Here is a 26,367-nt window from a genome sequence, read left to right on the forward strand (position 1 = left end):
CGAAAGCGGGAGGGGATCGGTCGAGGGCGCGCGATCGGGCGCGTCGGAGATCACCCTGGCTCCCGCAGGTGATGGCTTCGGGCTCAGTTCACGACCAGGCTGTAACAGCGTCGGTGGTGTCGAACCCGTCCGCGCGGCCGGTCTGGTGTGCGTTCTGGGCGGCGGAGAGCAGGGGCCGGTCGGCGGCGAGCACACGGCCCCGGGCGTCGAAGACGGGATCGGTCGTGTGGGTTCGAGCAGTCCGAGGACGACCGGCCGCTCGGTGGTGACGGGAACAACCGGCGCGGCCAGCCTGCGGTCGTCTCCTGACCCGGCCTCATAGAAAAACGAATGTTCGTCTTGACTTGTCTGCGGCCGCTGCCGCACGATGGGCTCCGCATTCCTCGACGGACGCTGACACCTGCTCGGTCGTCCCCACCGCCCGCCACCCGACACGAGACGACGGTCACCGTGTGGCGAGGAAGTCGAGGATCCAGGAGAGGAACGCCTATGCGCGCCCGGAGTATCGGCGCGGCCACCGCGACAGCACTGGCGCTGGTGGCCGCCCGCGACCTCATGCAGAAGAAGCACGCACTGCTACGGAACTTCCCGGTGATCGGGCACGCCCGGTACCTGTTGGAGATGCTCGGGCCGGAGCTGCGGCAGTACGTGGTCACCTCCAACGAGGAGGAGCGCCCGTTCAGCCGTGACCAGCGCACCTGGGTCTACGCGTCGGCGAAGGCGGAGAACAACTACTTCGGGTTCGGAACCGACGTCGACGTGGAGCACGTACAGGGGCACGCATACGTCAAGCAACGCACGTTCGCCGACACACGGCCCGACACCCACGACCCGCAGGCCTCGCTGCCCTCGGCCAAGGTGCTGGGCGGGCCGCGCGGGCGCGCCAAGGCGTTCCGGCCGGCGAGCGTGGTGAACATCTCGGCGATGAGTTTCGGATCGCTGTCGGGCGCGGCGATCGCGGCGCTCAACAAAGGGGCGGCGCTGGCGGGTGCCATGCAGAACACGGGCGAGGGCGGACTGTCGCCTCACCACCGAAACGGCGGTGACCTCGTCCTGCAGATCGGGACGGCGTACTTCGGCTGCCGCGACAAGGACGGCGGCTTCAACCTCGACAAGCTCAAGGCGGTGGTCGCCGGCGCCCCGGTCAAGGCGATAGAGATCAAGCTCTCGCAGGGCGCCAAGCCGGGGCTGGGCGGGATGCTGCCGGGCGCGAAGGTGACTCCGGAGATCGCTGAGATCCGCGGCATCGCGCCGGGCAAGGACTGCGCGTCCCCGTCGCGGCACTCCGCGTTCCGCGACGTCGACTCCATGCTCGACTTCGTCGAGTTGCTCGCCACCGAGACGGGTCTGCCGGTCGGGATCAAGAGCGCGGTGGGGGAGATGGGCTTCTGGCAGGAGCTGGCCACGCAGATGGCGCGTGGTGACCGTGGCGTCGACTTCGTGACCGTCGACGGCGGCGAGGGCGGCACCGGGGCGGCGCCGCTGATCTTCACCGACTCGGTGTCGCTGCCGTTCCGGATGGGTTTCTCACGGGTCTACACCACCTTCGCCGAGCTGGGTCTGACCGACGACGTGACTTTCATCGGCTCCGGGAAGCTCGGCCTGCCCGAGAACGCCGCGGTCGCCTTCGCTCTGGGCGCCGACATGGTCAACGTGGCCCGTGAGGCGATGCTGTCGATCGGGTGCATCCAGTCGCAGAAGTGCCACACCGACAAGTGCCCCACCGGCGTCGCCACCCAGAATCCGTGGCTGGCCCGCGGTCTCGACCCGACCTCGAAGGCCACCCGGGCCGCCGTCTACCTGCGCACCCTGCGCAAGGAGCTGATCAAGGTCTCCGCGGCCGTGGGCGTCGCCCACCCGGGACTCATCACAGCCACCGACATCGAGATCCTGAACGGCGACTACGACGCGCGCGTCCTGGCCGGGGTCTACGGCTACAAGGACGGCTGGGGCGAACTCGGCCCGCACCTCGCCGAGGAGGTCACCGCACTGCTCGCCACCGGGTCGACATCCGTCAGGAATCCGGCCGTCTGACGCGTGCCCCGCGAACAGGCCTCGCCGGGTGATCACCACAGGACCGAAGAAGTGAGATTCAGCAGCGTCGTCGGCCCCGAACTGGCCGGAACGATCGACCTGCCGACGGTGAGATCCGAGGCTGGGGAATCTTCGTCCACGGATTCACCCTCGGGATCGGGGACTCCGCCGGCGACTGGGGGGCCGGTTCTTTCACCGTGAAGGTCCAGGACACCGTCCGTGCGGCAACTCTGATGGCTGAACGCGGGACACCGGCGGACCTGTTGATGGGGCACTCCTGGGGAGGGGGCCGCCGTCATCGCCGCGGCGGCCGAGGCAACCGGCGTCCACGCGGTCGCCACGATCGGGGCACCGGTGGACCCCAGGCACGTCGAGAGACAGCACGACGCCGTCCTGGACCGTGTTCTGGGCCAAGGGGCGCACGAGTGGTTCGTCGGCGGGAGAACGCCGGTCCTCAAGCGTGCGTTCGTCGACAACGTCCGACACGCTCGTCTGGACGACCGGACAAGGGAGTTGCACCTGCCTCGCCTTGTCCTGCATTCACCGGTCGACGCCACCGTCGACATCGTCAACGCAGGGGAGATCTTCCGCAGGGCACGGCATCCCAAGAGCTTCGTCGCACTCGACGTACCTCAGGGGGCAGCGGCCGCGCCGGGCGACACGGGCGGCTCCGACGCCGACGCAGGTGGCACCGCGGATCCTGTGGTTCCTTCAGCCTGCCGCTGACGGGTTCCACCGCACCGCGGCCCGGCACCTCACGGTCCTGTGCCACACCCCTTCGGCTCACCGGCATGGCGTTCGGCGGCGAGGCGGGTGGGTCCGCCGCGAACGCATGGGGCGGCGGCCGACAAGTACAGGGTGAGACTGTCGTTCGGCAGCCGGGGACGGAGATTCCGTGGAACCAGATGACGAGGAACACGGCGATCGTGCCGGTGACGCCCAGCTGTCCAGGGCCGCCGACGATCCCCGCCGCCTTCACGCCGCTTGTCGAGAAGTGCTCGGCCGCTCTGCACGGCTGTTTCGCGCGGCGCATGCCGGGCGCGGCGGACGATCTGCCAGCGGGTACGCGCTGCCCCGCACACCCGCCGACCGCTGCGACCGCAGCCGGGCGGCCGGAGGTTGTGCGGGGACGGGCGCACGGAGCAGGCCGGACGTCAGACGGTCGCGTCCGCCTTGCCGGGGTCGCTCGGGTGCGACTCCAGAGGGGTGACGACGGACGTCATCCAGGACCACAGCGGCAAGGTGCTCAGGATCTCGTCACGCAACTCGGCCTCGTCGTTGGCCCGCCACAGGGCGATGCTGCGCATCTCACCCACCGGACGCCAGATCCGGACCAGGTGGCCCGAGGCGATCAACTCGACGGCCCGGGCGGCCTCCGCGGCGCGACGGCGGTCGACTTCGGCTGCCTCGGTTCCCTCGGGAATGTTGGTGGTGACCTCGATCAGGAACTCTTTCACAAGCCAGCCTCTCTGTAGTGCTGCGACAAGACACCGCGGCCTAAGCCGTGGTGGGTGCGGTGCGGTAGAAATCCGCCGCGGTGAACGTGGCGGGCACGCCCAGCTCGGCGGCGATCGCTTGGACGGCCGTCTCGGCGGTGACGAGGTCCGCCTGCCCGTCGATGCCGAACGACGGCGCGATGAACCTCTCGTAATGCGCCCGGACTTCCTCTTGCGTGTGTCCGTTGAGGAAGGCCTGGAGATACCTGACCGTGGTGTCGGGCTCGTCCCGGATCACCCGTAGCGCGCGCCGGTGGGCCAGCACGACGGCCTGGACCGCGGGGTCCTCCGGATCGGTGTGGGTCGGGTCGACCGACACACCGACGGTGGGGATCTGGAAGAGGTCACCGGCGAAGGCCAGCACCTTCCAGCCGTTCTCGGCCGCCACGGCTTCCGGCGCCAGGGCGTCACCCACCACCGCGGCGTCGATCGTGCCCTCGCGCAGCCGGCGCAGGTCCATGCCGTAGTCGCCGGGGGCACGGACGACGGTCTCGACATCGCGGTCCGGGTCCAGTCCGGCCTGGCGCAGCATGATGCGGGTGAAGCAGCCGGGCCCGGTGTGGGGCGGATGCACGGCCAGACGCTTCCCGGCCAGGTCGGCCAACGAGTCCAGGCCGGGACGGGCGAGGAACCAGAACTGGGGCCGCTGGGTGTTCACATTGAGCGCGACCCAGGGGATGCCGCCGACCAGCCGGGACAGCAGCGTCCGGCCCAGCCCGATGACGGCCCCGCGGCGCAGCCGTTCCGGGTCCCAGACCGAGCCGTCCCGCACGGCGACGTGGACACCGGCGTCGGCGTAGAAGTCCTGCTGGTCCGCGATGTAGGTGACCAGCTCTTCATGGGGTCCGCGCCCCACGTGGGCGAGATCGATCGTGTGCATGAGCGCCTTCCTCGGAGGTGGCTGTGTTCTGGACGCGGTCCGCACGCCGGTCGCATCCGGGAGGGCCCGGCGGAGGTGGGTCCGGGACGGCGTGTCGCTACAAGGACGTCCTGTAGGGATCCGACTGGAATGCCGCTTCTGGTGTGGAATGCGTCACATGTCCGCTGTGCGGATGGGGGTGGACCCGGCGAGCCGGTCGCCGATCGTGCGGGGCGCCGGAAAGCCGGGAATTCCGGGGTGCCGAAGGATCTCCCGCACGGCATGGCGAAGGCGGCGGAGCGGGGTGATTCCCGGGGGTGTGAGTGATCGGCAGCACTGTACACGCCGTCTCCGGCGTGGCCGAGCGTGCGAGCGAAACTCCCGGCGGGCGGCGGATTCCTTGATCGACTTCCGTCGGCCGAGGTCTCTTCGCGGCCCCTCCGGGTCCGGTCGGGGTGTTTTGCCGCTCTCCGGTGATGTGCCATGAGTTCAACTCCAAGTTGCCGTCAGGTGAAGCGATGTGGCGATGTGTCACGTCTGCGCGCCGGCCCTGCGGTCCGGTCCTCGGCGTGCCGGTGTCAGGGCCCCGGGGTGAGGACGCCTCCCCAGGAAGTCCCCAGGTGAGTCTTGACGCCGGTGAACACCCTACCTATGGTCGTTCCAAATGCTGGCGCGAGTTCGAGATAATGAACACGGGTGGTCAAGGATGACTCAGCAGGTGCGGGCTCTGGCAGGAACGCGGGTGATCGACGCCGCAACGATGGTTGCGGGCCCGCTGGGCGCGTCGATCCTGGCTGACTTCGGTGCCGACGTGGTCAAGGTGGAGCCCATCGCGGGGGACGAGTCCCGTACGTTCGGCCCCGGGCGGGACGGTATGAGCGGTGTCTACGCCGGGGTCAACCGGAACAAGCGGGCGATCGCACTCGATCTGCGCACGGAGGAGGGCCGGGAACTCTTCCACGAGCTGTGCGCCGGCGCCGACGTGCTGATCGAGAACATGCTGCCCGCGGTGCGTGCCAAGTTCGGCCTGACCGACGAGGAGCTCCGGGAGCGCCACCCCCACCTGATCTGCCTGAACGTGAGCGGCTACGGTGACAGCGGCCCGTCGGCCGGCCGGCCCGCGCTGGATCCCGTCGCCCAGGCCCTCACCGGCATGATCCAGGGCACCGGGGACCCCGACGGCCGCGGCATCAAGGCCGGCCCGCCGGTCGCCGACAGCTCGGCCGGATACCTTGTCGCCATCGCGGCCCTGGTCTCACTCTTCGCCAGGCAGAAGACCGGAGCCGGCCAGAACGGCTCGGTGTCGCTGGTGGCCTCGCTGTTCCACCTTCAGTCACCGTGGCTGGGCCAGTACATGCTGGCCGACTACGTGGCACCGCGCGTCGGCAACGCGAGCAACTTCTACGCGCCGTACAACGCGTACGCGACACGCGACGGCGGGGCCGTCCACATCGTCGCCTTCAACGACCGGCACTTCGAGCGGTTCGTGAAGGCGGCCGGCGCCGAGCACCTGCTCGACGACGAGCGGTTCACGAACGCGGCGAGCCGGCTGGCCCACCGCGAGGAACTCGACGTGGTGCTCGCTCCCTGGTTCGCCGAGCGCGACCGGGACGACATCGTCACCCTGCTCACCGACCAGAACATCATCTGCGCCCCGGTCCTCGCGTACGACGAGGCCGTGGAGCACCCCCAGATCCGCGCGCTCGAGATGGTCGTCGGCCTGGAGAGCGAGGCACTCGGCGAGGTCCGGGTGCCGGGCCTGCCGATCAAGCTGTCGGACACCCCGGGCCGTGTGGAGCGTCCGCCGACCGCCCTGGGCGAGCACACCGCCGAGCTTCTCAAGGAGCTCGGACACAACGACCAAGACATCGCACGGCTGCTGGCCGCGCGCGTCGTCCGCTGAACACACAACGTCCTGACAGGAGCATCACATGAAGGTTGGTATCAGGATCCCCGGCGCCGGTCCCTGGGCCGGACCGGACGCGATCAGCGAGGTCTCCCGCTACGCGGAGAAGATCGGCTTCGACTCGCTGTGGATGACTGACCACGTGGCCCTGCCCACGAAGGTGGAGACGGCCTACCCGTACACCGCCGACGGCAAGTTCCTCTGGGCGCCCGAGACCCCCTACCTGGACTGCCTCACCGCGCTGACCTGGGCCGCGGCCGCGACGGAGACCGTCGAGCTGGGTACGTCCTGCCTGATCCTGCCGTGGCGCCCGCTGGTGCAGACGTCGAAGACGCTCGTGAGCATCGACGTCCTGTCCAAGGGCCGGCTGTCCGTCGCCATCGGCGTCGGCTGGATGAAGGAGCAGTTCGAGGCGCTGGGCGCGCCCTTCAAGGACCGCGGCCGCCGGGTGACCGAGATGGTCAAGGCCATGCGCCAGATGTGGACCGAGGACGAGGTCTCCTGGGCCGGCGACTTCTACAACCTGCACGACTTCATGATGTTCCCCAAGCCCGTGCGGGGCACGATCCCGGTCTGGTTCGCCGGCTACAGCGAGGCGTCGCTGCGCCGTATCGCCGCGATCGGTGACGGCTGGCACCCGCTGGCCGTGGGCCCGGAGGACTACGCCGGCTACCTCGCCACGCTGAAGTCGTACGTGGCGGAGGCCGGCCGTGACATGAGCGAGATCACGCTCACCGCGCGCCCGCTGCGCAAGGCGCCCTACAACGCCGAGACGATCGAGGCGTACGGCGACCTCGGTGTCACGCACTTCATCTGCGACACCTCGTTCGAGCACGCCACGCTCGACTCCGCGATGGAGGAGTTGCAGGCCCTCGCCGAGGCGGTCCTGCCGACCGCGCACCGCCTCCCCTGAGGCCCGAACGAAAGAGAGCCGATCATGCGTGCACTGACCTCCAGTGTTCCGCTGGTCCTCGGCGACCAGCTCACGGACGCCTCGAACGGAGCCACGTTCGAGACCGTCAACCCCGCCGACGGCAGTGTCATAGCGAAGGTCGCCGAGGCGACCGTGGACGACGTCGCCCGCGCCGTCGAGGCCGCGCGAGCCGGCGCCAAGGCCTGGCAGCGGATGCGGCCTTCGCAGCGCACCCGCCTGATGCTGCGCTACGCGGCGCTCATCGAAGCGAACAAGGAGCGGCTCGCGGAGCTGCAGACCCGCGACATGGGCAAGCCGATCCGCGAGTCCGCGAAGATCGACCTGCCGGTCATGGTCGAGACCGTCGAGTACTTCGCCGGGCTGGTGACCAAGATCGAGGGGCGGACGACCCCCGCCCCCGGCCGCTTCCTGAACTACACGGTGCGCGAGCCGATCGGTGTGGTCGGTGCGATCACCCCGTGGAACTTCCCCGCCGTGCAGTCGATCTGGAAGATCGCGCCGGCCCTGGCCATGGGCAACTCCATCGTGCTGAAGCCGGCGCAGCTTGCGCCCCTCGTGCCGGTGGCGCTGGGTGAGCTGGCCCTGGAGGCCGGCATCCCCCCCGGTGTCGTGAACGTCCTGCCGGGCCGCGGCTCGGTGGCGGGCAACGCGCTGGTCCAGCACCCGGGCGTCGGCAAGATCACCTTCACCGGTTCGACCGAGATCGGCCAGGAGATCGGCCGGATGGCGGCGGACCGGCTGATCACCACCTCCCTGGAGCTGGGCGGCAAGTCGGCACTGGTCGCCTTCGCGGACGCGTCCCCGAAGGCGGTCGCCGACGTGGTCTTCACGGCCATGTACGGCAACCAGGGCGAGACCTGCACCGCGCCCAGCCGGCTCCTGGTCGAGCGCCCGATCTACGACGAGGTCGTGGAGCTGGTCAGGGCGCGGGTCGACGCGGCCAGGGTCGGAGACCCGCTCGACCCCGAGACGGAGATCGGCCCGCTGGTCAACGCGGCACAGCGGGACTCGGTTCACTCCTACGTGGTGTCGGGTGCCGAGGAGGGTGCCCGTCTGCTGGCGGGGAGCACCGAGGCTCCGGCAGACGGTCCGGGCTTCTTCTACCAGCCGGCGCTGTTCGCGGACGTGGCCCCGGACATGCGGATCGCTCGCGAGGAGATCTTCGGCCCTGTCCTCGGCGTACTGCCGTTCGAGGGTGAGGAGCAGGCGATCGGGCTGGCGAACGACACGATCTACGGCCTCGCGGCCGGCGTGTTCACCCGCGACGTCGGCCGGGCCCTGCGCTTCGCGGGGACGCTGGACGCCGGGAACGTGTGGATCAACAGCTGGGGCGTGCTCAACCCGGCCTCGCCGTACCGCGGGTTCCGCCACAGCGGCTACGGCAGTGATCTCGGGCGCAGCGCGATCGAGAGCTTCACGAAGGAGAAGAGCGTATGGGCACGTCTGGACTAGCGCCGCAGGGCGCCGACGTCCCGGTCGTCGCCCGCCTGCGGGACCTTCGGGGTGTCTCCCGGTGGTCGCCGGCCGCGGACTACTCGATCGCGCAGGACGCGCTCTTCGCGCAGGATCCGGACGCGGTGGCCGTGCTCACGGCCGGACCGCAGGAAGTCGGCGAGATCACGTTCGGCGAGGTCCAGGAGGCCGCGCTGCGGGTCGGCGATGTACTGCGGGCGCAAGGAGTCGCTCCGGGCGACCGGGTCGCGCTCTACCTCGACCCCTCGCCGGCCGCGGCGGAGGCCGTCCTCGGAGTGCTGGCCGCCGGGGCGGTGCTCCTTCCGATCCCGCGTCTCATGGCCGGCGGCTCGGTCGCTCACCGCCTGAGCGACTCGGGGGCGAAGGTGCTCGTCACCGACGGGCTGGGTCTTGACCGGCTGCGGTCGACGGGCTGCGAAGTCGAGGGCCTCGCCGTGCTGACGGTCGACGGGACCGAGGGGAAGGGGATTGCCGGCCGTAAGGTCGACGACCACTCCGCCGCACCTTGGCCGGCCGGTCCGACGACCCCCGCGCTGCTGATGTACACCTCGGGCACCAGCGGTCCGCCCAAGGGCATCCTGCACGGCCACCAGGTGCTGCTCGGCCACGCCGGAGTGGACTACGCCTTCGAGCTGTTCCAGCCCGGGGACGTCTACTACGGGACGGCCGACTGGGGGTGGATCGGCGGCCTCATGCTGGGGCTCCTCGTCCCGTGGTCGTTCGGCGTCCCGGTCGTCGCGCAGCGGCAGACGCGTTTCGATGCGAACGCCACGCTGGAGCTGTTCGAGCGGTGCGGCGTCACGACCGCCTTCCTGCCGCCTTCCGTCCTGCGCCTGTTGCAGGCGAACGGCCGGGCGCCGGAGCGCAGGCTGCGTGCCGTCGTCACCGGCGGCGAACCGGCGGGGCGCTCGGAGATGGCGTGGTCCCGGCTGCACCTGTCGCAGGCCGTGAACAAGGCGTACGGCCAGACCGAGGCGAACGCTCTCATCGGTGACTCGGCGGCGCTGGGCTCCGTCGACGACGACACGATGGGCGCCCCGTATCCGGGTCACACCATCGCCCTGCTCGGCGAGGACGGCCGGGAGGTCGCCCACGGTGAGGTCGGCGAGATCGCCCTGCGGCTTCCCGACCCGGTCGCGCTGCTGGGGATCTGGGATGCGAGGACCGAGGGCCCGGTACCCCCGGCCGGCGAGTGGCACCGGACGAACGACCTGGCCAGGCGTGCTCATGGACGGCGCCTGGAGTACCTGGGCCGCGCGGACGACGTCATCAAGAGCCGCGGCTACCGGATCGGCCCCTCGGAGATCGAGGACGCCCTGGTGAACCACCCGCTGGTGGCCGAGGCCGCCGCGGTCGGCGTCCCGGACGACAGCATCGGCCAGCGGGTGAAGGTCTTCCTGCGGTTCACCGGCGGCGAGACCGGCGGTGAGGTCGGGGAGGCGCTCCGCGCGGAGCTGTGCGACCTGGTGGCCGCCACGGTCGGTCCGCACGCCAGACCCCGGGAGTTCGAAGTGGTCTCGTCCCTGCCGAGGACGGAGACCGGGAAGCTCCTGCGTCGCGAACTCGCTCCGGCCGCGCACTGACCGGGCCCCTTCCGAGGCACCACCGCCCGAGACGGCGTCCGGCGGCGTCCGTGCCCGGATGTCACACACAGACACACATCACGAGAGGGACCACCTATGCGTAGATTCTGGCATGTCGGTCTCAACGTCACCGACATGGACCGCACCATCGAGTTCTACCGGCTCGTCGGCTTCGAGGTCGTGCAGGACAAGGAGGTCGACGACGCCAACCTCGCGCGGGCGTTCATGATCGACCAGGGCAGCAGGCTGCGCTTCGCGCACATGCGCCTGAACAACTCGCCCGACGAGGCGCTGCTCGACATCATCGAGTGGCACGACGTGCCGGCGACCCGCGAACGGGCCATCGCCGACACCGTCAACCCGGGCCTGTGCCGCTTCTCGATCCTCACGGACGACATCCAGGGCGAGTACGACCGCCTGAGCGTCGCGGGCGTCAAGTTCCTGCACACCCCGCAGACCGTGATGGCTCCCGACGGGGTGAACGGATGGAAGATCCTCTTCGCGGCGGACCCCGACGGTACGCTGTTCCACTTTGTCGAGTTGGTAGGGGACTCAGCCAAGCACTGAGGCTTCCCTGACCGGAAAGTAGGAGACGTGGCGAAGGGGCCTTCCGAATCCAGCGACGTGGTCGCCGACGACGATGCCGAGCAGGGAGCCGGGGTTCTCGTACCGGCGGTGTCACGCACGGTACGGGTACTCGACCACCTGGTCCGGCATGTCGACGGGGCGACGGTCACCGAACTCGCCAAATCATGTGGGCTGGCCAAGAGCACGGCATCGAACCTGATCCGGACGATGGTCAGCGAAGGTCTCATCGAGTACGACTCCGACACCCGGCGTTACAACCTGGGACCGCTGCTCGTGGAGTACGGCGTGGCGGCGGTCACCAGGACCACCCCGGTCGCGGAGGCGCGGCCGTTCATGGAGCGGCTGGCCGAGCGGACCGAGCTGGCGTGCCTCGCGATCTCGCCGATGCCCGACGGGCACTTCACCGCGATCGCGAAGATCGAGAGCCGCAAGGACATCAAGATCACCATCGAGATCGGCTCCCGGTTCGACCGGGACGCGCCGCTGCTCAGCCGGCTGACGGACGCGTGGCGTGACGTCGTGCCGGCCGCGGACGACGATGCGCGCCGCGAGGAAGTGCGCTCCCGCGGTTTCGGAGTCGTCTTCGGGGAGTACGCTCCCGAGCTGAACGTCATGGGTTTCCCCGTCTTCGACCGTGACGGGCAGCCCTGCCTCGTGATCAGCCTGCTCGGCATGGGAACGGATCTCACGCCGCAGGACATCGACGAGTTGGCCCCCTACCTGGTCACCGCCGCGCGTGCCATCACGGTGCGCAGCGGCGGCCGGGTACCGGCCGACTACCCGGAGGCCGGACCGGAGGGATCCGCCGGCTGACCCCATCAGACCCACAGGACCGGCGCCCGCACGCCGGTCCTGTGGACCCGCACCGCCGGTCGCGGGCACTTCCTTGAGGAGCACGAACCATGGACAGCCACACCATCGCCGTTGTGGGAGGTACCGGACCACAGGGCAAGGGCCTGGCCCTGCACTTCGCCCGTGCCGGCCACAAGGTCGTCATCGGATCCCGCTCGGCCGGGCGCGCCGAGGAGGCCGCGGCCGAGATCCGCGCGCGTGCCGGCTCGGCCGTCGACGTGCTCGGCCTCGACAACAAGGGTGCCGTCGAGGCGGCCGACGCGGTCCTGATCGTCGTGCCGTGGGACGGCCACGAGGAACTGGTCGCGGCGCTCGCGCCGGTGCTGGCGGGGAAGCTGGTCATCAGCTGCGTCAACCCGCTCGGCTTCGACAAGCGCGGCGCGTACGGCCTGGACGTCGAGGACGGCAGCGCCGCCGAGCAGACGCAGAGGCTCGTGCCCGACGCCGTGGTCGTCGGCGCCTTCCATCACCTGTCCGCCGTCTCCCTGTGGGAGGCCGAAGGTCCCCTCGGGCACGAGGACGTCCTGGTGGTGGGTGACGACAGGGACGCCAAGGAGAAGGTCGCCGCCCTCGCCGCGACGATCACCGGCCGGCCCGGCATCGACGGCGGGGTCCTGCGGCTGGCCCGTCAGCTGGAGCCGCTCACCGCCGTCCTCATCAACATCAACCGGCGCTACAAGACCCGTTCGGGCGTCTCGGTCTCCGGGATCCCGGCATGATCCTCGAACTGCGCGAGTACACCGCGCTGCCGGACCGGACCGAGGACCTGCACAGGCGCTTCGCCGACGAGACCCTCGGCCTCTTCCGGGATTTCGGTCTCGACCTCAGGGGTTTCTGGCACGTCGTCGACGACCGACGGCGCATCTACTACCTGTGTGCGTTCGAGGATGTGAACGCGGCGATCGAGTTCTGGGATGCCTTCAGGGCGGATCCGCGGTGGATCGAGCTGAAGCAACGCAGTGAGGCCGATGGCCCGCTGATCGAGGAAATCGTGAGCACGTACCTCACCGAACCCGAGTACGTGGCGGCTCATCGCTGATTTTCCGGCGGGGCCGGATGCGGTCGCGCATGCGGCCCCGCCGTGACCGGCCGGCGGGCGTTCAAGCCTCGGCCGGAATGGATTCGCACTTCCCTTTTATTCATTGCCGTGGACACTGTTCACCATCGTGAATCGAGAGTCGATGATCAAGGGCATTCAGCTACACGCCTGGGCAGGTGGACCGAGCCTGGTCGAGGTCGCCGAGGTCGCCGCTCGGACCTTCGAGACGATCTGGGTCACCGACCAGATGCAGTCGCGAGGAGTGGGCGCCGTCCTGGGGGCGATCGCGGCCAGGACCTGTGCGGGTGTCGGCACGGCGGTGACGTTCCCGTTCGGGCGCAACCCCCTGGAACAGGCTTCCACGATGGCCACGTTGGCCGAGTTCATGCCGGCCGGCCGCCAGGTGAGCATGGGGATCGGCACCGGCGGTGGCCTGGTGAGCGCCCTGATGGAGCGGCAGCAGCCCGTCGGCCGCGTCGCCGAACTCATCAGGTTCTGCCGCGCGCTCTGGCGGGGTGAGAGCGTCCGCATGGGCGACTACCCCCTCACCTGCGCGGACCTGGGTCTGCGTGCGGGGGGCCGGGCGTCCCTCGACTGGGTGGACGACCCCGCGGTCCGGGTGATCGTGGCCGGCACGGGTCCCAAGATCCTTGAGATGACGGGCGAGTTGGCCGACGGTGTGATCTGCGCCAGCAACTTCCCGGCACACAGCCTCGCGGCCTTCCGCAGCGGCCAGTTCGACGCGGTCAGCAACCTCGACCGCCTCGACGCCGGCCGGGAGCGCAGCGACCGCCCGGAGCTGACCCGTATCTACGGGGTCAACGTGTCCGTCTCGGCGGACCGCGACCGCGCCAACGCCGCCGCCCGCCGGCAGGCCGCCCTGATCGTCTCCCAGCAGCCGCACGAGAGTCTGCAGCAGGTCGGCTTCGAACAGTCCGACTACGCGGCGACCCGTGAGGCCGTCCACACGGGCCGGGGCATCGCCGCCGCGGCCGAACTCCTGCCCCAGCACGTGGCCGACCAGCTCGTCATCTCGGGAACTCCCGGCGACTGCATCGCGTCGCTCGCCGAACTCCTCGAGTACGCCCGCGGGGCCGGCTTCACCGAGGCATACGTCGGAGCCCCCGTCGGTCCCGACCCGGCGGAAGCCGTGGACCTGCTCACCACCGAAGTTCTCCCGGAGCTCATATGAACGCCGTCGCGGACGAGACACCGCTGTGCCTGTCGGAGACCGGGGGCGGCGTCGCGACGGTGACGCTGAACCGCCCCGACGCGCGCAACGCCATGAACATCCCGCTGCTCCAGCAACTGGTCGCGGCGCTCAAGGGCGCCCGCGAACAGGGTGTCGGCGTCCTGCTGCTGAAGGCCGAGGGCCCGGCCTTCTGCGCGGGTGCCGACGTGCGGTCGGACGACGGCAGCGCGATGGGCCTGCCGGGCCTGCGCCGGCAACTGATCGAGGAGGCGTGCGACCTCGTCGAGGCGTTCCCCGCCTCGGTCGCCGCCGTGCAGGGCCCGGCCGTGGGCGGCGGATGGGCCCTGGCCGCCGCCGCCGTGGTCACCCTGGCTGCTCCGGGCGCGATGTTCCGCTTCCCGGAGCTCCGGCTGGGCTTCCTGCCCCCGGACCAGACGGTCCGCCGCCTGCGGGCCGCTGTCGGTCCCGCCGCGGCGTTCCGGCTGCTGGTGGCAGATGAACGTTTCACCGGGGACGACCTGGCCCGGCTGGGCCTGGTCGACGTGGTCGGGGCCGCGGACCTCGGCCACCGGGCCCGGCACCTCGCCGAGCAGTTCGCGGCCGCGCCGTCGGATCCTGTCCAGACCCTTCGGACGGCTCTCACCACCTGATTTCCCCCGCGGCGACCGCACCGTTCGGACCCCCCGATCCACCGGCCGCCCGATCCCCTCCGGAAAGGCGACAACCATGAGTGCGAACCCCTTCATCGAGTCCGAGGACCAGGAGCAGTTGCGGGCCACGGCCCGTGCGGTGATCGCACGGCACGCTCCGCAGCGTGACGTGCGGATCTGGGACGAGGAGGGCTCCTACCCCGAGCACCTCTACCGCGAGATCGCGAAGCTGGGCTGGTACGACATCGTCGCGGACGACGAGCCCCTCGAGGGCATGGCCGGCCTGCTGATCGCGCTGTGCGAGGAGGTCGGGCGGGCCAGTTCGGACCTGGTCGCGCTGCTGAACCTGAACATCAGCGGGATCCGCGACCTGATCCGCTGGGGCACCCTCGAACAGCAGGAGAAGTACGCCGAGCCCGTGCTGCGGGGCGACGGCCGGTTCTCCATCGCGGTCTCGGAGCCGGACGTCGGCTCGGACGCGGCGAGCGTGGCGACGACCGCGGAGCGCGTCGAGGGCGGCTGGCTGCTGAACGGGCAGAAGACGTACTGCGAGGGCGCGGGGATCCCGGGCACGGTGATGGAGCTGTTCGCGAAGACCGGCGACAGCGGCCGCAAGCGGGACGACCTCGCCGTGTTCCTGGTCCCCTCCGACCACCCGGGTGTCGAGATCCGCCGGATGCCGGCCCTGGGCCGCAACATCAGCGGGATCTACGAGGTGTTCCTCCACGACGTCCTGGTCCCCGACGAGGCCCTGCTGGGCGAGCCGGGCCAGGGCTGGCAGATCCTCAAGGAGCGGCTGGTCCTGGAGCGGATCATGATCAGCTCGGGGTTCCTGGGCAGTGTCGGACAGGTCCTGGACATGACGGTCGAGTACGCCAACGAGCGCGAGCAGTTCGGGAAGACGATCTCCTCGTACCAGGGGGTGACGCTGCCGCTCGCGGAGATGTTCGTCCGCAAGGACGCGGCGCGCTGCGCGGTGCAGCGGTCGGCGGCGTTCTTCGACGCGGGCCTGCCGTGCGAGACGGAGAGCACGATGGCGAAGTTCCTGTGCGGCCAGATATACGCCGAGGCGTCGGCGCTGGCGGTCCAGCTGCAGGGCGCGTACGGCTATGTCCGCGACCACACCCTGCCGATGCACCACTCGGACGGAATCATCGCGCGGGTCGTGGCCGGCCCGCCGTCGGTGCAGCTGAACTTCATCGCGCGGTCCATGGGCCTGCGCGGCAACTGACCATGCCTGAGCGTCCACGTGAGGAGACCGCGGTGAATTCCGCACCCGTACGCCGTGCGCTGGCCAGGGCCAGGGCGGGCAAGAACATCGACCGCCGGGAGGCGGCGGCCCTGCTCGGGGCGCGCGGCGACGACCTGGCCTCGCTGTGCGAGGTCGCGGGGTCCGTGCGCTCCGCGGGTCTCCTCGACGCGGGGCGGCCCGGCATCGTCACCTACAGCAAGAAGGTGTTCGTGCCGCTCACCCGGCTGTGCCGGGACCGGTGCCACTACTGCACCTTCGCGACCACCCCGGGCCGGGTCGAGGAGGCCTACCTCACGCCCGGGCAGGTCCTGGACATCGCCCGCGAGGGTGCCCGACTGGGCTGCAAGGAGGCCCTGTTCACGCTCGGGGACCGGCCGGAGGACCGCTGGAAGGCCGCCCGGGAGTGGCTGGACGCGCACGGCTACGAGGACACCCTCGCGTACGTGCGGGCGATGGCGATCCTGGTGCTGGAGGAGACCGGCCTGATCCCGCACCTGAACCCCGGGGTGATGAGCTGGACGGAACTGCAGCGACTGAAGCCCGTCGCGGGGTCGATGGGCCTGATGCTGGAGTCGACGGCACGGTCGCTGTGGTCGGAGCCGGGGGGCTGCCACTACGGGTCCCCGGACAAGGACCCCGCGGTGCGGCTGCGGACCATCGAGGACGCCTCCCGCAGCAGTATCCCCTTCACGACGGGGATCCTGATCGGTATCGGCGAGAGCGCCGAGGACCGGGTCGAGTCGATCCTGGAGATCCGCCGCATCGCCCGGCAGTACGGGGCGGTCCAGGAAGTGATCGTGCAGAACTTCCGGGCCAAGCCCGACACGGCCATGCGGGCGGTGCCGGACGCGGATCTGGAGGAGTACCTCGCGGCGATCGCGGTCGCGCGCATCCTGCTGGGCCCGAAGACGCGGATCCAGGCCCCGCCGAACCTGTCCGACCCGGACGAGCTGCGGCTCCTGCTCGCGGCCGGCGTCGACGACTGGGGCGGTGTGTCGCCCCTGACGCCCGACCACGTCAACCCCGAACGGCCCTGGCCGCACCTGGAACGCCTCGCGGAACTGACCGCCGGGGCCGGATTCGAACTGCGTGAACGCCTCGCGGCACAGCCGGAGTACATCCGCGCGGGCAGCCCCTGGGCGGACGCCCGCGTCCAGCCGCACCTGCGGGCACTCGCCGACCCGGACACCGGCCTCGCCGCCGACGTGCTGCCGGTGGGGATGCCGTGGCAGGAAGCAGCCGAGGCCGTCTCGTCCGGGCGTACCGACCTGCACACCGCGATCGACGGGGAAGGCCGGCTCACCACCGCGCGCGGTGACTTCGACAACGCGTTCGGCGACTGGCAGGTCCTGGCCGACCAGGTGCACGACCTCCCCACCGGAGCCGGCGCGGGTGCACCGGAGCGCCTCGACAGTGACGTCGCCGACGCCCTGCGGGCGGCCGAGCGGGACCCGGCGGGCCTCACGGACGGACAGGCGTTGGCGCTGGCCTACGCGGACGGTCCGGGGCTCGACGCGATGTGCAGGCTCGCGGACCAGGTCCGCCGGTCCGCGGTCGGAGACACCGTGACCTACGTGGTGAACCGGAATGTCAACTTCAGCAACGTCTGCTACGTCGGCTGCCGGTTCTGCGCGTTCGCGCAACGGGAGACCGACGCGGACGCCTACCGGCTGTCGCTGGGCGAGGTCGGCGACCGGGTCGAACAGGCCTGGGCCGTGGGCGCGACGGAGGTGTGCATGCAGGGCGGTATCGACCCGGCCCTGCCCAGCGGCGTCCACCACGACCTGGCCCGCGCGGTCAAGGAACGCTGCCCCGGCATGCACCTGCACGCCTTCTCCCCGATGGAGATCATCAGCGGCGCGTCCCGGATGGGGATCTCCGTCGCCGAGTGGCTCGCCGGGGCGCGCGAGGCGGGGCTGGACTCCGTCCCGGGCACGGCCGCGGAGATCCTCGACGACGAGATCCGCTGGATCCTGACCAAGGGCAAACTCCCCGCCGCGGAATGGGTCCGGGTGGTGAAGACCGCGCACGGACTGGGGATCCCCACGACCGCGACCATGATGTACGGGCACGTCGACGAGCCCCGGCACTGGGTGGGGCACCTGCGCACCCTGGTCGGCATCCAGCGGGAGACGGGCGGGTTCACCGAGTTCGTACCGCTGCCGTTCGTGCACCACTCCTCCCCGATCTACCTCGCCGGGATCGCCCGGCCGGGCCCCACCCACCGGGACAACAGAGCCGTCCACGCCCTCGCGCGCCTGCTGATGCACGGGCACATCGACAACATCGAGTGCTCGTGGGTCAAACTGTCGCCCGAGCAGTGCGTGCAGATGCTGCGCGGGGGCGCCAACGACCTGGGCGGGACACTGATGGAGGAGACCATCAGCCGGATGGCGGGCTCGACGAACGGGTCGATGAAGACCATCGCGGACATCGAGGCCCTCGCCGCGGCCGCCGGCCGGCCGGCCCGGCAGCGCTCGACGACCTACGGCCAGGTCAGCGCGGAACGCGCCGAAGCGGCCCGCCGGTTCGACACGGAGGTCCACCGGGTCGTGCCGCTGAGTGTCGGATTCGTACGATGACCACCGGCCGGCCCGGCCGCGGCCGCGCGGACGGGGGTACGCACGGCCGGGCCCACCACCCCGCCGACAGGGGCGGACACCGCGACAACCGTGCGCGCGGTGAGGTGCGTTGGGCCGTTGTCGTCCCGCAGAAGGACCTCCGCCTGGCGAAGAGCCGCCTCGCACTCGACTCGCCCGACCGGCAGCGGGTCGCGAGCGCCCTGTTCCGCGACACCGTGGCCGCCGCGCGGCACACGCCTGGCGTGGCCACGGTGATCGTCGTCGTCGACCGGATCCAGGACCTCGAACCCGTCGCCGGTCTCGGTGTCGGACATGTCCTCGGGACCGGCCCGGGTCTCAACGAGGCCCTGCACCAGGGCGAACGGGCCGCCCGTGCCGGCCACCCCGGGTGCGGTGTCGCCGCGCTCCCCGCCGACCTGCCGCTGATCGAACCCGCGCTCCTCGGCCGGGCCCTGGCCGAGGCCGGGGCCCACGACCGGGCGTTCCTCCCCGACGCGGACGACGAGGGCACCACGCTCCTCACCGCCCGTCCCGGACACGCGCTCGGTCCCGTCTACGGAATCGGCTCCCGCGAGGCCCACCGCCGTTCCGGCGCCGTCGAACTGACCGGACCCGGCCTCGCCGCGCTGCGTTACGACCTCGACTGCCTCGCCCACCTCGCTCACCTCGCCCTCGTGCCACCCCCGGCACGACATACCCACCTCTCCGACGTCCTCGCCCGTCTGCGGCCCGTACCGTCCCTCGTGGACGCTTCGTACCTCCCCGGCCTCCCCGGCCGTACCGCGTCGCCGGGCGTCGTACGTCACCCGCCGCGGGCATGAGAACGACCTTGGCGGCCGGAGAGATCGAGGGTGCCCGGCCGCCAAGGCCGCTGTTCTTCGGGGATGGCTCTCTTTACGGGTAGTAGTGCGTGAGGGACTCCGCGACGCAGGCGGGCTTGTCGGATCCTTCGAGTTCGAAGGTGAAGGCGCGGTGCACCTGGATGCTGCCCCGGCTCACCTCGCGCACCTCGGTGATCCCGGCGTGCAGGCGGATCTTGCTGCCGACCGGCACGGGCGCGGGGAAACGCACCTTGTTCACACCGTAGTTGAGGGCCATGCCCACGCCGGTGACCTGGAGGAGTTCCGCCACCATGGGGATGCCCCAGCTGAGCACCATGTAGCCGTGCGCGATCGTGCGCCCGAACGGGCCCGCGGCCGCGCGCTCGACGTCGGTGTGGATCCACTGGCCGTCGCCGGAGACCGCCGCGAAGGCGTCGATGAGCTCCTGAGTGACTTCCCTCCACTCGGAGTGTCCGAGATCGCGGCCGGCCAGCTTCGCGATCTCCGGTATGCCGTTGGCGGTCAGTGTCACGATGGACTCCGATTTCCTTGGTTCAGTTCCTGGTTGGATGACGGCCGGTCATCGGCCGATCGGTGCCCGCGGTCCGGCGGGACGTCAGCCGGTGATGCGTTCGAACACCGCGGCCAGGCCCTGGCCTCCGCCGATGCACATCGTCTCCAGGCCGTAGCGGGTCCCCCTGCGGTGCATCTCGCGCACCAGGGTGGCCAGGATCCGGGCGCCGGTCGCCCCGACGGGGTGGCCGAGGGAGATGCCGGAGCCGTTGACGTTGATCCGCTCGTGGTCGGCGTCGGTCAGACCCAGCACCCGTGTGCAGGCCAGTACCTGGGCGGCGAAGGCCTCGTTGAGCTCGATCAGGCCCATGTCGGTGAGCGTGAGACCGGCCCTGTCCAGGGCTTTCCGGGTGGCCGGCACCGGGCCGATCCCCATGGTCTCGGCGGGCACCCCGGCGCGGGCGAAGGACACCAGCCGCACCAGCGGGGCCAGGCCCAGGCGCTCGGCCGTGGCACGGGTGGTCACCAGGCAGGCGGCCGCCGCGTCGTTCTGACCGCTGGCGTTGCCCGCGGTGACGGTCGCCTCCGGGTCGGACCTGCCCATGATCGGCCGGAGTGCGGCCAGTTGCTCCGCCGTCGTGCCGGGGCGGGGGTGTTCGTCCTCCGCCACGGTGACCTCACCCTTGCGGGTGCGCACCGTGACGGGGACGATCTCGTCCTTGAACAGCCCGGCCGCCACGGCGGCAGCGGTGCGCTGCTGGGAGCGCACCGCGAGGGTGTCCTGGTCCTCGCGGGAGATGGAGTAGGCGCGGCGGAGGTTCTCCGCGGTCTCGATCATGCCCCCGGGAACGGGGTGGTTGACGCCGCCGGCGGTGGCCCGGCCACGCGCCAGGGAGTCGTGGAGTTCGAGACTCGGCGTCCTGATACCCCACCGGCCGTCGTGGGTGTAGAAGGGGGCCGCGCTCATGACGTCCACCCCGCCCGCGACGACGACATCGCTGAAGCCGCTGCGGATCTGCATGGCGGCGTCGAGGACGGCCTGGAGGCCCGATCCGCAACGGCGGTCGACCTGGACGCCGGTGACCGAGTCGGGCAGCCCCGCGTCGAGGGCGGCGACCCGGCCGATCGCGGGGGCGTCGGAGGTCGGGTAGGCGTGGCCCAGGATCACCTCGTCGATCCGCTCGGGATCGATCCCGGTGCGGCCGACGATCTCGGCGATGACGAGCGCCACGAGACCGGCCGGACGCTGGTCCGCGAGCGCGCCGCCGAAGCGCCCGATCGGTGTGCGCAGCGGCTCGCAGATGACGACATCGGCTTGTTCGGACATGCGACTGCCTTTCCCTGGTGGGGGAAGCTCCACGGCGGAACCGTTCCCACCGAGCGTCGCACTCCGGCATCAAGAAGATCCAATACCTGATTCACGCCGGACTCGGACGGAAATCGTCTAGGTGCTCAGGGTGGGGGTCGGCAGCGCCTCCTCCGCCACGGTGAGGACCGAGTGCAGCGCGGCCGAGGGATTGTCCGTACGCCAGGCCAGCGCCGCCTGGAGCCGGATGGGCGGCCCGGCCAGCGGGCGGTACACCAGGCCGGTCTGCTGGACGTGCAGGCAGGACGTCAGGGTCAGCGTCACCCCGACTCCGGCGGCCACCAGCGCCAGGATGGTGTGGGAGTCCGGAGCCTCCTGGACCACCCGCGGCGTGAACCCGGCCGTGTCGCAGACCTGGAAGGTGGCGTCGCGCAGGCTGGAGCCGGCGTTGGCGGGGAAACTCACGAAGGGCTCCTCGCCCAGGGCGGCGATCGGGATGCGATCGCGCTGGGCCAGGGGGTGGTAGGAGGGCAGCGCGCAGATCATCTCCTCCTCCCCGATGACCCGCAGTGTCACACCCGGGGGAGTTGCCGAGAGCCGGACGAAACCGAGGTCCAGCGAGCCCTCCGCGACGCCCGCCAGGGCCGCGTTGGCGTAGGTCTGGCCCTTCAGGACCAGCTCGATGCCGGGGTGGACGGCTCTGACGGCCCGGGTCAGCCGGGGCAGGCTCTCATGGCTGGAGGCGCCGGCGAAGCCCACGGTCACGCGCCCGTACTGGCCCAGCCCGGCGGCCCTGGCTGCCCGGGTGGCCAGGTCGAGGTCCTTGAGCACGGTACGCACCGGCTCCAGGTAGGACTGGCCGGCGCTGGTGAGCCTGACCGAGCGGGTGTTGCGCTCGAAGAGCTGGACCCCCAGCTCCTTCTCCAACTGCCGGATCTGCTGGCTCAGCGGTGGCTGGGCCATCTGGAGCCGCTTGGCGGCACGGCCGAAGTGCAGTTCCTCGGCGACGGCTACGAAGGCGACCAGGCGGCGCAGTTCCATGGTGGTTCCCACTGTTCCGACTCCGGGAGGAATCCCGGTCATTCATCGAATGAACGTCTTAAAGCGTGTGCCATTTAGTATTGGACATTAATGGATTACGGCTGGCAGCGTAAGGCCGTCCGCCGAACCGGTCCGCGCAGCTCCGGCCTGGCGTCTGGGGGCGGGCGTTCCCGCCTGGCACACCGGCGGACACGTCCGTCCACCTCGGACGGCGGCCGTTCGCGCGGACTTCGGTCTCCCCAGAGTCGGGAGGTCAGGGCGACAGGGCCCCGCGGGGTGCGTCGGCGGTGGGTGGTCACCGCACCCGGGCCGCGATACGCCGGGTGTCAACGGGGCCCGGGCACGGGAGGCACGGAGTGCCGGCGATCCGCCGGCGGCCGCGGACCGAAGCGGCCGGGTCAGCAGAACGGATCCAGCTCCCGCACCACCGGAGCGGGAGCGGAAATCCGAGAACCGAGAGGGAGGCGAGATCCACATGCGCATCAGGATTGTCGGCGCGGGCGCCATGGGCCGCGGCATCGCCCAGTGGGCGGCGGTCGCCGGCCACACCGTCGAACTCGCCGATGTGCGGCAGGAGGCCGTCGGCGAGGCCGTCGTCTTCGTCCAGCACATGCTCGAACGCGCCGCCCAGAAGCAGCGGATGACCGACGAGGCCGCCGGAGCCGCTTCGGCACGGCTGCTGCCGGTGGACTCGCCGGCCGCGCCGGGCGACGACGTGGGGCTGGTCATCGAGGCGGTCCGCGAGGACCTGGCCACCAAGACGGAGCTGTTCCGGCAGCTGGAGGACATCCTGCCCGCGGGCACGGTCTTCGCGACCAACACGTCCTCGCTGCCCGTGACACAGATCGCGTCGGGACTCCTTGATCCGTCCCGCCTCTGCGGCCTGCACTTCTTCAATCCCGTGCCGCTGATGAGGATCGTCGAGGTCGTTCCGGGCGCGCTGACCCGCCCCGAGATCCCCCGGACCCTCGTCGAACTGGTCCAGGCCACCGGACACGCCGCGGTAGTCGCCTCGGACACCCCCGGCTTCCTGATCAACCACGTCGGCCGCGGCCTGATCACCGAGGCGTTCGCCCTGTTGGAGGAGTCCGTCAGCGACACGACGGGCATCGACCGCATCGCCCGCGACGTACTCGGACTGCGCATGGGCCCCTTCGAGCTGATGGACCTCACCGGCCTGGACGTGACCGCCGCGGTGACCGACTCCATCTGGCAGGGCTTCCGGCACTCCGACCGGCTGCGCCCCTCCTACCTCGCTCCCAACCGGGTGGCGGCGGGCCTGCACGGCCGCAAGACCGGGCGCGGCTTCTACGCGTACGGCCCCGGCATCCCGGCCCCCGCCGACCTGCCGGAACAACCCGTCACCGGCGATCCGGGCCGGCCGGTGTGGGTCGCCGGCGAGGGCCGGGACGGCGACACGCTGCGCACGGTGCTCAGCGAGTCGGGGGCGGCCCTCGAAAAGGCGTCCGCGCCCTCGGAGCAGGCTCTCGTGCTGTGCCCGGTCTGGGGAACGACCGTCGCCTCCGCGATCGCCGAGGGCGGCCTGCCGGCCGAGCGCACCCTGGGCGTCGACCCCCTGTCCCTCACCGCCCGTCGCCGGGTGCTGGCCATGACCCCGGCGTCCGACGGGACCGCGGTGCGCGACGCGCGCGCGGTGCTGGCACGGGCGGCCGGCGGTGCAGAGGCCGTCCCGGTGTCCGTCGTGCGCGACACGGCGGGCTCGGTCGCCCAGCGGGTGCTGGCGTCGATCATCTCGGTGGCGGCCTCCGTCGCGGAGCGTTCCCTCGCGGCCCCCGGCGACATCGACCTCGCCGTCATGGCGGGACTCGGGTACCCGGTCGGTCCGTTGGCCTGGGGCGACCGGATCGGGGCCCGGCGCCTGCTCGCCCTCCAGGAAGGGCTCCACCGCAGCACCGGTGACCCCCGCTACCGGCCGACCCGCTGGGTCACCGAGCGCGCGCATCTCGGCCTGCCGCTCACCGAACCGGGCGCCGTCCCGCCGGTCGCCGACGCCTGAGGCACGCGCCCCCTCCCGCTTCCGGGAACGCATCGCCGGGGCGAGCGCCCCGGCACGACGAACGAATCGCACGACAACGCACGAGCGAAGGAAGAACAGTCATGACCCTGAGGATCACCGTCTGCGTGAAATACGTGCCCGACGCGACAGGCGACCGGCACTTCGCCGACGACTCGACGGTCGCCCGCGAAGACGTCGACGGACTTCTCTCGGAACTCGACGAGTACGCGGTCGAGCAGGCCCTCCGGATCGCCGACGAGTCGGACGACGCGGAGATCACCGTACTGACGGTGGGTCCCGAGGACGCCAGGGAGGCGCTGCGCAAGGCACTGTCCATGGGCGCCGACCGCGCCGTCCACGTGGAGGACGACGGCCTGCACGGCACGGACGTGCTGGGCACCTCGCTCGTGCTCGCCAAGGCCATCGAGCACATCGGCTACGACCTCGTCGTCTGCGGCATGGCCTCCACGGACGGCGCCATGGGGGTCCTGCCCGCGCTGCTGGCCGAGCGCCTGGCCGTCCCGCAGGCCACCCTGCTGTCCGAGGTCTCGGTGGCCGGCGGTCAGGTCACGGGCCGCCGGGACAGCGACGCGGCGTCCGAGCGGCTTCAGGCGTCCCTGCCGGCGGTCGTGTCGGTGACCGACCAGTCCGGTGAGGCCCGTTACCCGTCGTTCAAGGGCATCATGGCGGCCAAGAAGAAGCCGGTGGACTCCCTGGACCTGTCGGACCTCGGCATCGACCCCGAGGAGGTGGGACCCAAGGGCGCCTGGACCGCGGTGGCGGCGGTGGCCGAGCGCCCGGCCCGCACCGCGGGCACGATCGTCCAGGACGAGGACGAGGGCGAGGGCGGCAAGCAGCTCGCGGAGTTCCTGGCGGCCCGGAAGTACATCTGAGCCCGGGCCGACGCCCACCCGTCCACGTCCTTCTTCTTCATCCGCAGGAGACACGTCCATGACCCACATCCTCGTGTACGTCGACCACGTCGACGGAGCGGTGCGCAAACCCACCCTCGAACTGCTCACACTCGCCCGCCGCCTGGGCGAGCCGGTCGCCGTGCATCTCGGCGCCGGCGCGCAGGCCGCCGCCGAGATCCTGGGCGACCACGGCGCGGTCAGGATCCTCGCGCACGACGCCCCCGAGTACTCCGACTACCTGGTGGCCCCCAAGGCCGACGCGTTGCAGGCCGCCTGCGCCGCCGTCTCCCCGGCCGTGGTCCTCCTGCCGTCCTCGGCCGAGTCCAAGGAGATCGCCGCCCGCCTGGCGCTGCGCGTCGGCGCCGGCCTGGTCACCGACGCCGTCGACGTCGAGGCGGGCCCCGACGGCCTGGTCACCACGCAGTCGGCGTTCGCCGCGGCCTTCACCACCCGCTCGCGCGTGACCCGGGACGTCGCGGTCATCACCGTCAAGCCCAACTCGGCCCCGGTGGAGGCCGCCCCGGCCGCCGGCACGGTCGAGGAGCTGGCGGTGGTCTTCGCGGACCGGGCGACGGGCACCAGGATCACCTCGCGGACCCGGCGCGAGTCGACGGGACGCCCGGAGCTGACGGAGGCGGAGACCGTCGTCGCCGGTGGCCGCGGTGTCAACGGCGCGGAGAACTTCCGGATCATCGAAGCCCTGGCCGATTCGCTCGGCGCGGCGGTGGGCGCGTCCCGCGCGGCCGTCGACTCCGGCTGGTATCCGCACGCGCACCAGATCGGCCAGACGGGCAAGAGCGTGTCGCCGCAGCTGTACGTCGCGGCGGGTATCTCGGGCGCGATCCAGCACCGGGCCGGCATGCAGACCTCGAAGACGATCGTGGCGATCAACAAGGACGCCGAGGCACCGATCTTCGACCTGGCCGACTACGGCGTGGTCGGCGACCTGTTCGAGGTCGTGCCCCGTCTCACCGAGGAGATCCGGGCCCGCAAGGCCTGATCGCGTCGAGACCCGCGCACCGCGCGCGGGCCTATGACACCAAGGGGAACCCCTCCCGTTCGCCCCAGCCCCCTGAACCCCCGAAGGCACTGACAGCGACACCGCACATCGATGTCAGTGCCTTCGGGCTGCCCCCAAGCGCACGGACGCCCGGAGCGGAGAAGTCGTCGAAGCCGGTGAACACCGCCGCGTTTCCGGACTCGCTCCGAGACAGGTCGGATGTCGACATACAAATTCCGTCCCAGGTCTAGGACTTGGCGACATGGTTCCGTACATTCATCGGATGTCTGAGCCTTCGCTCGTCCTGTGGGAGAT

The 26,367-nt window shown here is 71.0% G+C and carries 23 protein-coding genes; 18 read left to right on the forward strand and 5 right to left on the reverse strand.

Going from position 1 to position 26,367, the window contains the following annotated elements; genetic code table 11:
* Window positions 1–489: 489 nt before the first annotated feature.
* Window positions 490–2,034: an FMN-binding glutamate synthase family protein gene (locus ACZ4O3_RS07580; RefSeq protein ID WP_362714591.1), complete on the forward strand. Its 1,545-nt coding sequence runs from the start codon at window positions 490–492 to the stop codon at window positions 2,032–2,034.
* A 354-nt stretch (window positions 2,035–2,388) separates the two neighbouring features.
* Complete coding sequence (locus ACZ4O3_RS07585; protein WP_467721556.1) at window positions 2,389–2,760, forward strand: hypothetical protein; 372 nt, start codon at window positions 2,389–2,391, stop codon at window positions 2,758–2,760.
* Window positions 2,761–3,188: 428 nt separating this feature from the next.
* Here ACZ4O3_RS07585 and ACZ4O3_RS07590 read toward each other — a convergent pair whose 3' ends face one another.
* Both ACZ4O3_RS07590 and ACZ4O3_RS07595 read right to left on the reverse strand, forming a co-directional pair.
* Window positions 3,189–3,491, reverse strand: a complete 303-nt coding sequence (locus ACZ4O3_RS07590; RefSeq protein WP_362714587.1) for a muconolactone Delta-isomerase family protein — start codon at window positions 3,489–3,491, stop codon at window positions 3,189–3,191.
* A gap of 40 nt (window positions 3,492–3,531) precedes the next feature.
* Window positions 3,532–4,410 (reverse strand): ABC transporter substrate-binding protein, encoded by an 879-nt coding sequence (locus ACZ4O3_RS07595; protein ID WP_467721557.1) that lies wholly within the window; start codon window positions 4,408–4,410, stop codon window positions 3,532–3,534.
* 685 nt (window positions 4,411–5,095) lie between these two features.
* On the opposite strand from ACZ4O3_RS07595, the gene ACZ4O3_RS07600 reads away from it, so the two are divergent.
* The 13 genes from ACZ4O3_RS07600 to cofC all read left to right on the forward strand — a co-directional run bounded on the left by ACZ4O3_RS07600 (window position 5,096) and on the right by cofC (window position 19,261).
* Window positions 5,096–6,292, forward strand: a complete 1,197-nt coding sequence (locus tag ACZ4O3_RS07600; protein WP_467721558.1) for a CaiB/BaiF CoA transferase family protein — start codon at window positions 5,096–5,098, stop codon at window positions 6,290–6,292.
* A gap of 28 nt (window positions 6,293–6,320) precedes the next feature.
* Window positions 6,321–7,208, forward strand: coding sequence for a TIGR03619 family F420-dependent LLM class oxidoreductase (locus ACZ4O3_RS07605; RefSeq protein ID WP_362714581.1), 888 nt, complete (start codon window positions 6,321–6,323; stop codon window positions 7,206–7,208).
* A gap of 24 nt (window positions 7,209–7,232) precedes the next feature.
* Window positions 7,233–8,681: an aldehyde dehydrogenase family protein gene (locus ACZ4O3_RS07610; RefSeq protein ID WP_121417686.1), complete on the forward strand. Its 1,449-nt coding sequence runs from the start codon at window positions 7,233–7,235 to the stop codon at window positions 8,679–8,681.
* Window positions 8,663–10,285 (forward strand): AMP-binding protein, encoded by a 1,623-nt coding sequence (locus ACZ4O3_RS07615; protein ID WP_467721559.1) that lies wholly within the window; start codon window positions 8,663–8,665, stop codon window positions 10,283–10,285. Before ACZ4O3_RS07610 ends, ACZ4O3_RS07615 begins: the two co-directional genes overlap by 19 nt.
* Before the next feature lie 96 nt (window positions 10,286–10,381).
* Window positions 10,382–10,852, forward strand: a complete 471-nt coding sequence (locus ACZ4O3_RS07620; RefSeq protein ID WP_121417690.1) for a VOC family protein — start codon at window positions 10,382–10,384, stop codon at window positions 10,850–10,852.
* A 27-nt stretch (window positions 10,853–10,879) separates the two neighbouring features.
* Entirely contained in the window at window positions 10,880–11,686 is an 807-nt protein-coding gene (locus ACZ4O3_RS07625) for an IclR family transcriptional regulator (RefSeq protein WP_220788946.1), read from the forward strand.
* Window positions 11,687–11,775: 89 nt separating this feature from the next.
* Complete coding sequence (gene npdG / locus ACZ4O3_RS07630; protein WP_267060445.1) at window positions 11,776–12,444, forward strand: NADPH-dependent F420 reductase; 669 nt, start codon at window positions 11,776–11,778, stop codon at window positions 12,442–12,444.
* Window positions 12,441–12,764, forward strand: a complete 324-nt coding sequence (locus ACZ4O3_RS07635; RefSeq protein ID WP_467721560.1) for an NIPSNAP family protein — start codon at window positions 12,441–12,443, stop codon at window positions 12,762–12,764. The genes npdG and ACZ4O3_RS07635 overlap by 4 nt, the downstream gene beginning before the upstream one ends.
* 142 nt (window positions 12,765–12,906) lie before the next feature.
* On the forward strand, window positions 12,907–13,956 hold the full coding sequence (locus tag ACZ4O3_RS07640; RefSeq protein WP_467721561.1) for an LLM class flavin-dependent oxidoreductase: 1,050 nt from the start codon (window positions 12,907–12,909) through the stop codon (window positions 13,954–13,956).
* Window positions 13,953–14,606: an enoyl-CoA hydratase/isomerase family protein gene (locus ACZ4O3_RS07645; protein WP_467721562.1), complete on the forward strand. Its 654-nt coding sequence runs from the start codon at window positions 13,953–13,955 to the stop codon at window positions 14,604–14,606. The genes ACZ4O3_RS07640 and ACZ4O3_RS07645 overlap by 4 nt, the downstream gene beginning before the upstream one ends.
* A 76-nt stretch (window positions 14,607–14,682) precedes the next feature.
* Window positions 14,683–15,837 (forward strand): acyl-CoA dehydrogenase family protein, encoded by a 1,155-nt coding sequence (locus ACZ4O3_RS07650; RefSeq protein WP_121417697.1) that lies wholly within the window; start codon window positions 14,683–14,685, stop codon window positions 15,835–15,837.
* Window positions 15,838–15,839: 2 nt separating this feature from the next.
* Window positions 15,840–18,440 (forward strand): bifunctional FO biosynthesis protein CofGH, encoded by a 2,601-nt coding sequence (locus ACZ4O3_RS07655; protein ID WP_467721563.1) that lies wholly within the window; start codon window positions 15,840–15,842, stop codon window positions 18,438–18,440.
* Window positions 18,437–19,261 (forward strand): 2-phospho-L-lactate guanylyltransferase, encoded by an 825-nt coding sequence (cofC, locus tag ACZ4O3_RS07660; RefSeq protein ID WP_467721564.1) that lies wholly within the window; start codon window positions 18,437–18,439, stop codon window positions 19,259–19,261. Before ACZ4O3_RS07655 ends, cofC begins: the two co-directional genes overlap by 4 nt.
* Before the next feature lie 73 nt (window positions 19,262–19,334).
* On the opposite strand, the gene ACZ4O3_RS07665 is transcribed toward cofC, so the two are convergent.
* The 3 genes from ACZ4O3_RS07665 to ACZ4O3_RS07675 form a co-directional block, all read right to left on the reverse strand.
* Window positions 19,335–19,793 carry a MaoC family dehydratase gene (locus ACZ4O3_RS07665; RefSeq protein ID WP_467721565.1) on the reverse strand — a complete coding sequence of 153 codons (459 nt, stop codon included), beginning with the start codon at window positions 19,791–19,793 and terminating at the stop codon, window positions 19,335–19,337.
* 84 nt (window positions 19,794–19,877) lie between these two features.
* Complete coding sequence (locus ACZ4O3_RS07670) at window positions 19,878–21,101, reverse strand: acetyl-CoA C-acetyltransferase (RefSeq protein ID WP_467721566.1); 1,224 nt, start codon at window positions 21,099–21,101, stop codon at window positions 19,878–19,880.
* A gap of 117 nt (window positions 21,102–21,218) precedes the next feature.
* The gene (locus ACZ4O3_RS07675; RefSeq protein WP_121418689.1) at window positions 21,219–22,121 is read right to left on the reverse strand and encodes a LysR family transcriptional regulator; all 903 of its coding nucleotides are present in this window, start codon (window positions 22,119–22,121) and stop codon (window positions 21,219–21,221) included.
* A 475-nt stretch (window positions 22,122–22,596) separates the two neighbouring features.
* On the opposite strand from ACZ4O3_RS07675, the gene ACZ4O3_RS07680 reads away from it, so the two are divergent.
* From ACZ4O3_RS07680 to ACZ4O3_RS07690, 3 genes are all read left to right on the forward strand, one after another.
* A complete protein-coding gene (locus ACZ4O3_RS07680; RefSeq protein ID WP_467721567.1) occupies window positions 22,597–24,138 on the forward strand; it encodes a 3-hydroxyacyl-CoA dehydrogenase in 1,542 nt (513 codons plus the stop codon).
* 101 nt (window positions 24,139–24,239) lie between these two features.
* On the forward strand, window positions 24,240–25,031 hold the full coding sequence (locus ACZ4O3_RS07685; protein WP_467721568.1) for an electron transfer flavoprotein subunit beta/FixA family protein: 792 nt from the start codon (window positions 24,240–24,242) through the stop codon (window positions 25,029–25,031).
* 58 nt (window positions 25,032–25,089) lie between these two features.
* Window positions 25,090–26,052, forward strand: a complete 963-nt coding sequence (locus tag ACZ4O3_RS07690) for an electron transfer flavoprotein subunit alpha/FixB family protein (protein ID WP_467721569.1) — start codon at window positions 25,090–25,092, stop codon at window positions 26,050–26,052.
* The last annotated feature ends 315 nt before the right edge of the window (window positions 26,053–26,367 follow it).

Source organism: Streptomyces sp. NPDC026515, from assembly GCF_055567595.1.

What these genes read in the sequence shown, in the direction of transcription:
- ACZ4O3_RS07580 (WP_362714591.1), top strand. Translation starts at nt 490, where the DNA reads ATGCGCGCCCGGAGTATCGGCGCGGCCACCGCGACAGCACTGGCGCTG.
- ACZ4O3_RS07595 (WP_467721557.1), bottom strand. Translation starts at nt 4,410, where the DNA reads ATGCACACGATCGATCTCGCCCACGTGGGGCGCGGACCCCATGAAGAG.
- ACZ4O3_RS07600 (WP_467721558.1), top strand. Translation starts at nt 5,096, where the DNA reads ATGACTCAGCAGGTGCGGGCTCTGGCAGGAACGCGGGTGATCGACGCC.
- ACZ4O3_RS07605 (WP_362714581.1), top strand. Translation starts at nt 6,321, where the DNA reads ATGAAGGTTGGTATCAGGATCCCCGGCGCCGGTCCCTGGGCCGGACCG.
- ACZ4O3_RS07610 (WP_121417686.1), top strand. Translation starts at nt 7,233, where the DNA reads ATGCGTGCACTGACCTCCAGTGTTCCGCTGGTCCTCGGCGACCAGCTC.
- ACZ4O3_RS07615 (WP_467721559.1), top strand. Translation starts at nt 8,663, where the DNA reads ATGGGCACGTCTGGACTAGCGCCGCAGGGCGCCGACGTCCCGGTCGTC.
- ACZ4O3_RS07620 (WP_121417690.1), top strand. Translation starts at nt 10,382, where the DNA reads ATGCGTAGATTCTGGCATGTCGGTCTCAACGTCACCGACATGGACCGC.
- npdG (WP_267060445.1), top strand. Translation starts at nt 11,776, where the DNA reads ATGGACAGCCACACCATCGCCGTTGTGGGAGGTACCGGACCACAGGGC.
- ACZ4O3_RS07635 (WP_467721560.1), top strand. Translation starts at nt 12,441, where the DNA reads ATGATCCTCGAACTGCGCGAGTACACCGCGCTGCCGGACCGGACCGAG.
- ACZ4O3_RS07640 (WP_467721561.1), top strand. Translation starts at nt 12,907, where the DNA reads ATGATCAAGGGCATTCAGCTACACGCCTGGGCAGGTGGACCGAGCCTG.
- ACZ4O3_RS07645 (WP_467721562.1), top strand. Translation starts at nt 13,953, where the DNA reads ATGAACGCCGTCGCGGACGAGACACCGCTGTGCCTGTCGGAGACCGGG.
- ACZ4O3_RS07650 (WP_121417697.1), top strand. Translation starts at nt 14,683, where the DNA reads ATGAGTGCGAACCCCTTCATCGAGTCCGAGGACCAGGAGCAGTTGCGG.
- ACZ4O3_RS07655 (WP_467721563.1), top strand. Translation starts at nt 15,840, where the DNA reads ATGCCTGAGCGTCCACGTGAGGAGACCGCGGTGAATTCCGCACCCGTA.
- cofC (WP_467721564.1), top strand. Translation starts at nt 18,437, where the DNA reads ATGACCACCGGCCGGCCCGGCCGCGGCCGCGCGGACGGGGGTACGCAC.
- ACZ4O3_RS07670 (WP_467721566.1), bottom strand. Translation starts at nt 21,101, where the DNA reads ATGTCCGAACAAGCCGATGTCGTCATCTGCGAGCCGCTGCGCACACCG.
- ACZ4O3_RS07675 (WP_121418689.1), bottom strand. Translation starts at nt 22,121, where the DNA reads ATGGAACTGCGCCGCCTGGTCGCCTTCGTAGCCGTCGCCGAGGAACTG.
- ACZ4O3_RS07680 (WP_467721567.1), top strand. Translation starts at nt 22,597, where the DNA reads ATGCGCATCAGGATTGTCGGCGCGGGCGCCATGGGCCGCGGCATCGCC.
- ACZ4O3_RS07685 (WP_467721568.1), top strand. Translation starts at nt 24,240, where the DNA reads ATGACCCTGAGGATCACCGTCTGCGTGAAATACGTGCCCGACGCGACA.
- ACZ4O3_RS07690 (WP_467721569.1), top strand. Translation starts at nt 25,090, where the DNA reads ATGACCCACATCCTCGTGTACGTCGACCACGTCGACGGAGCGGTGCGC.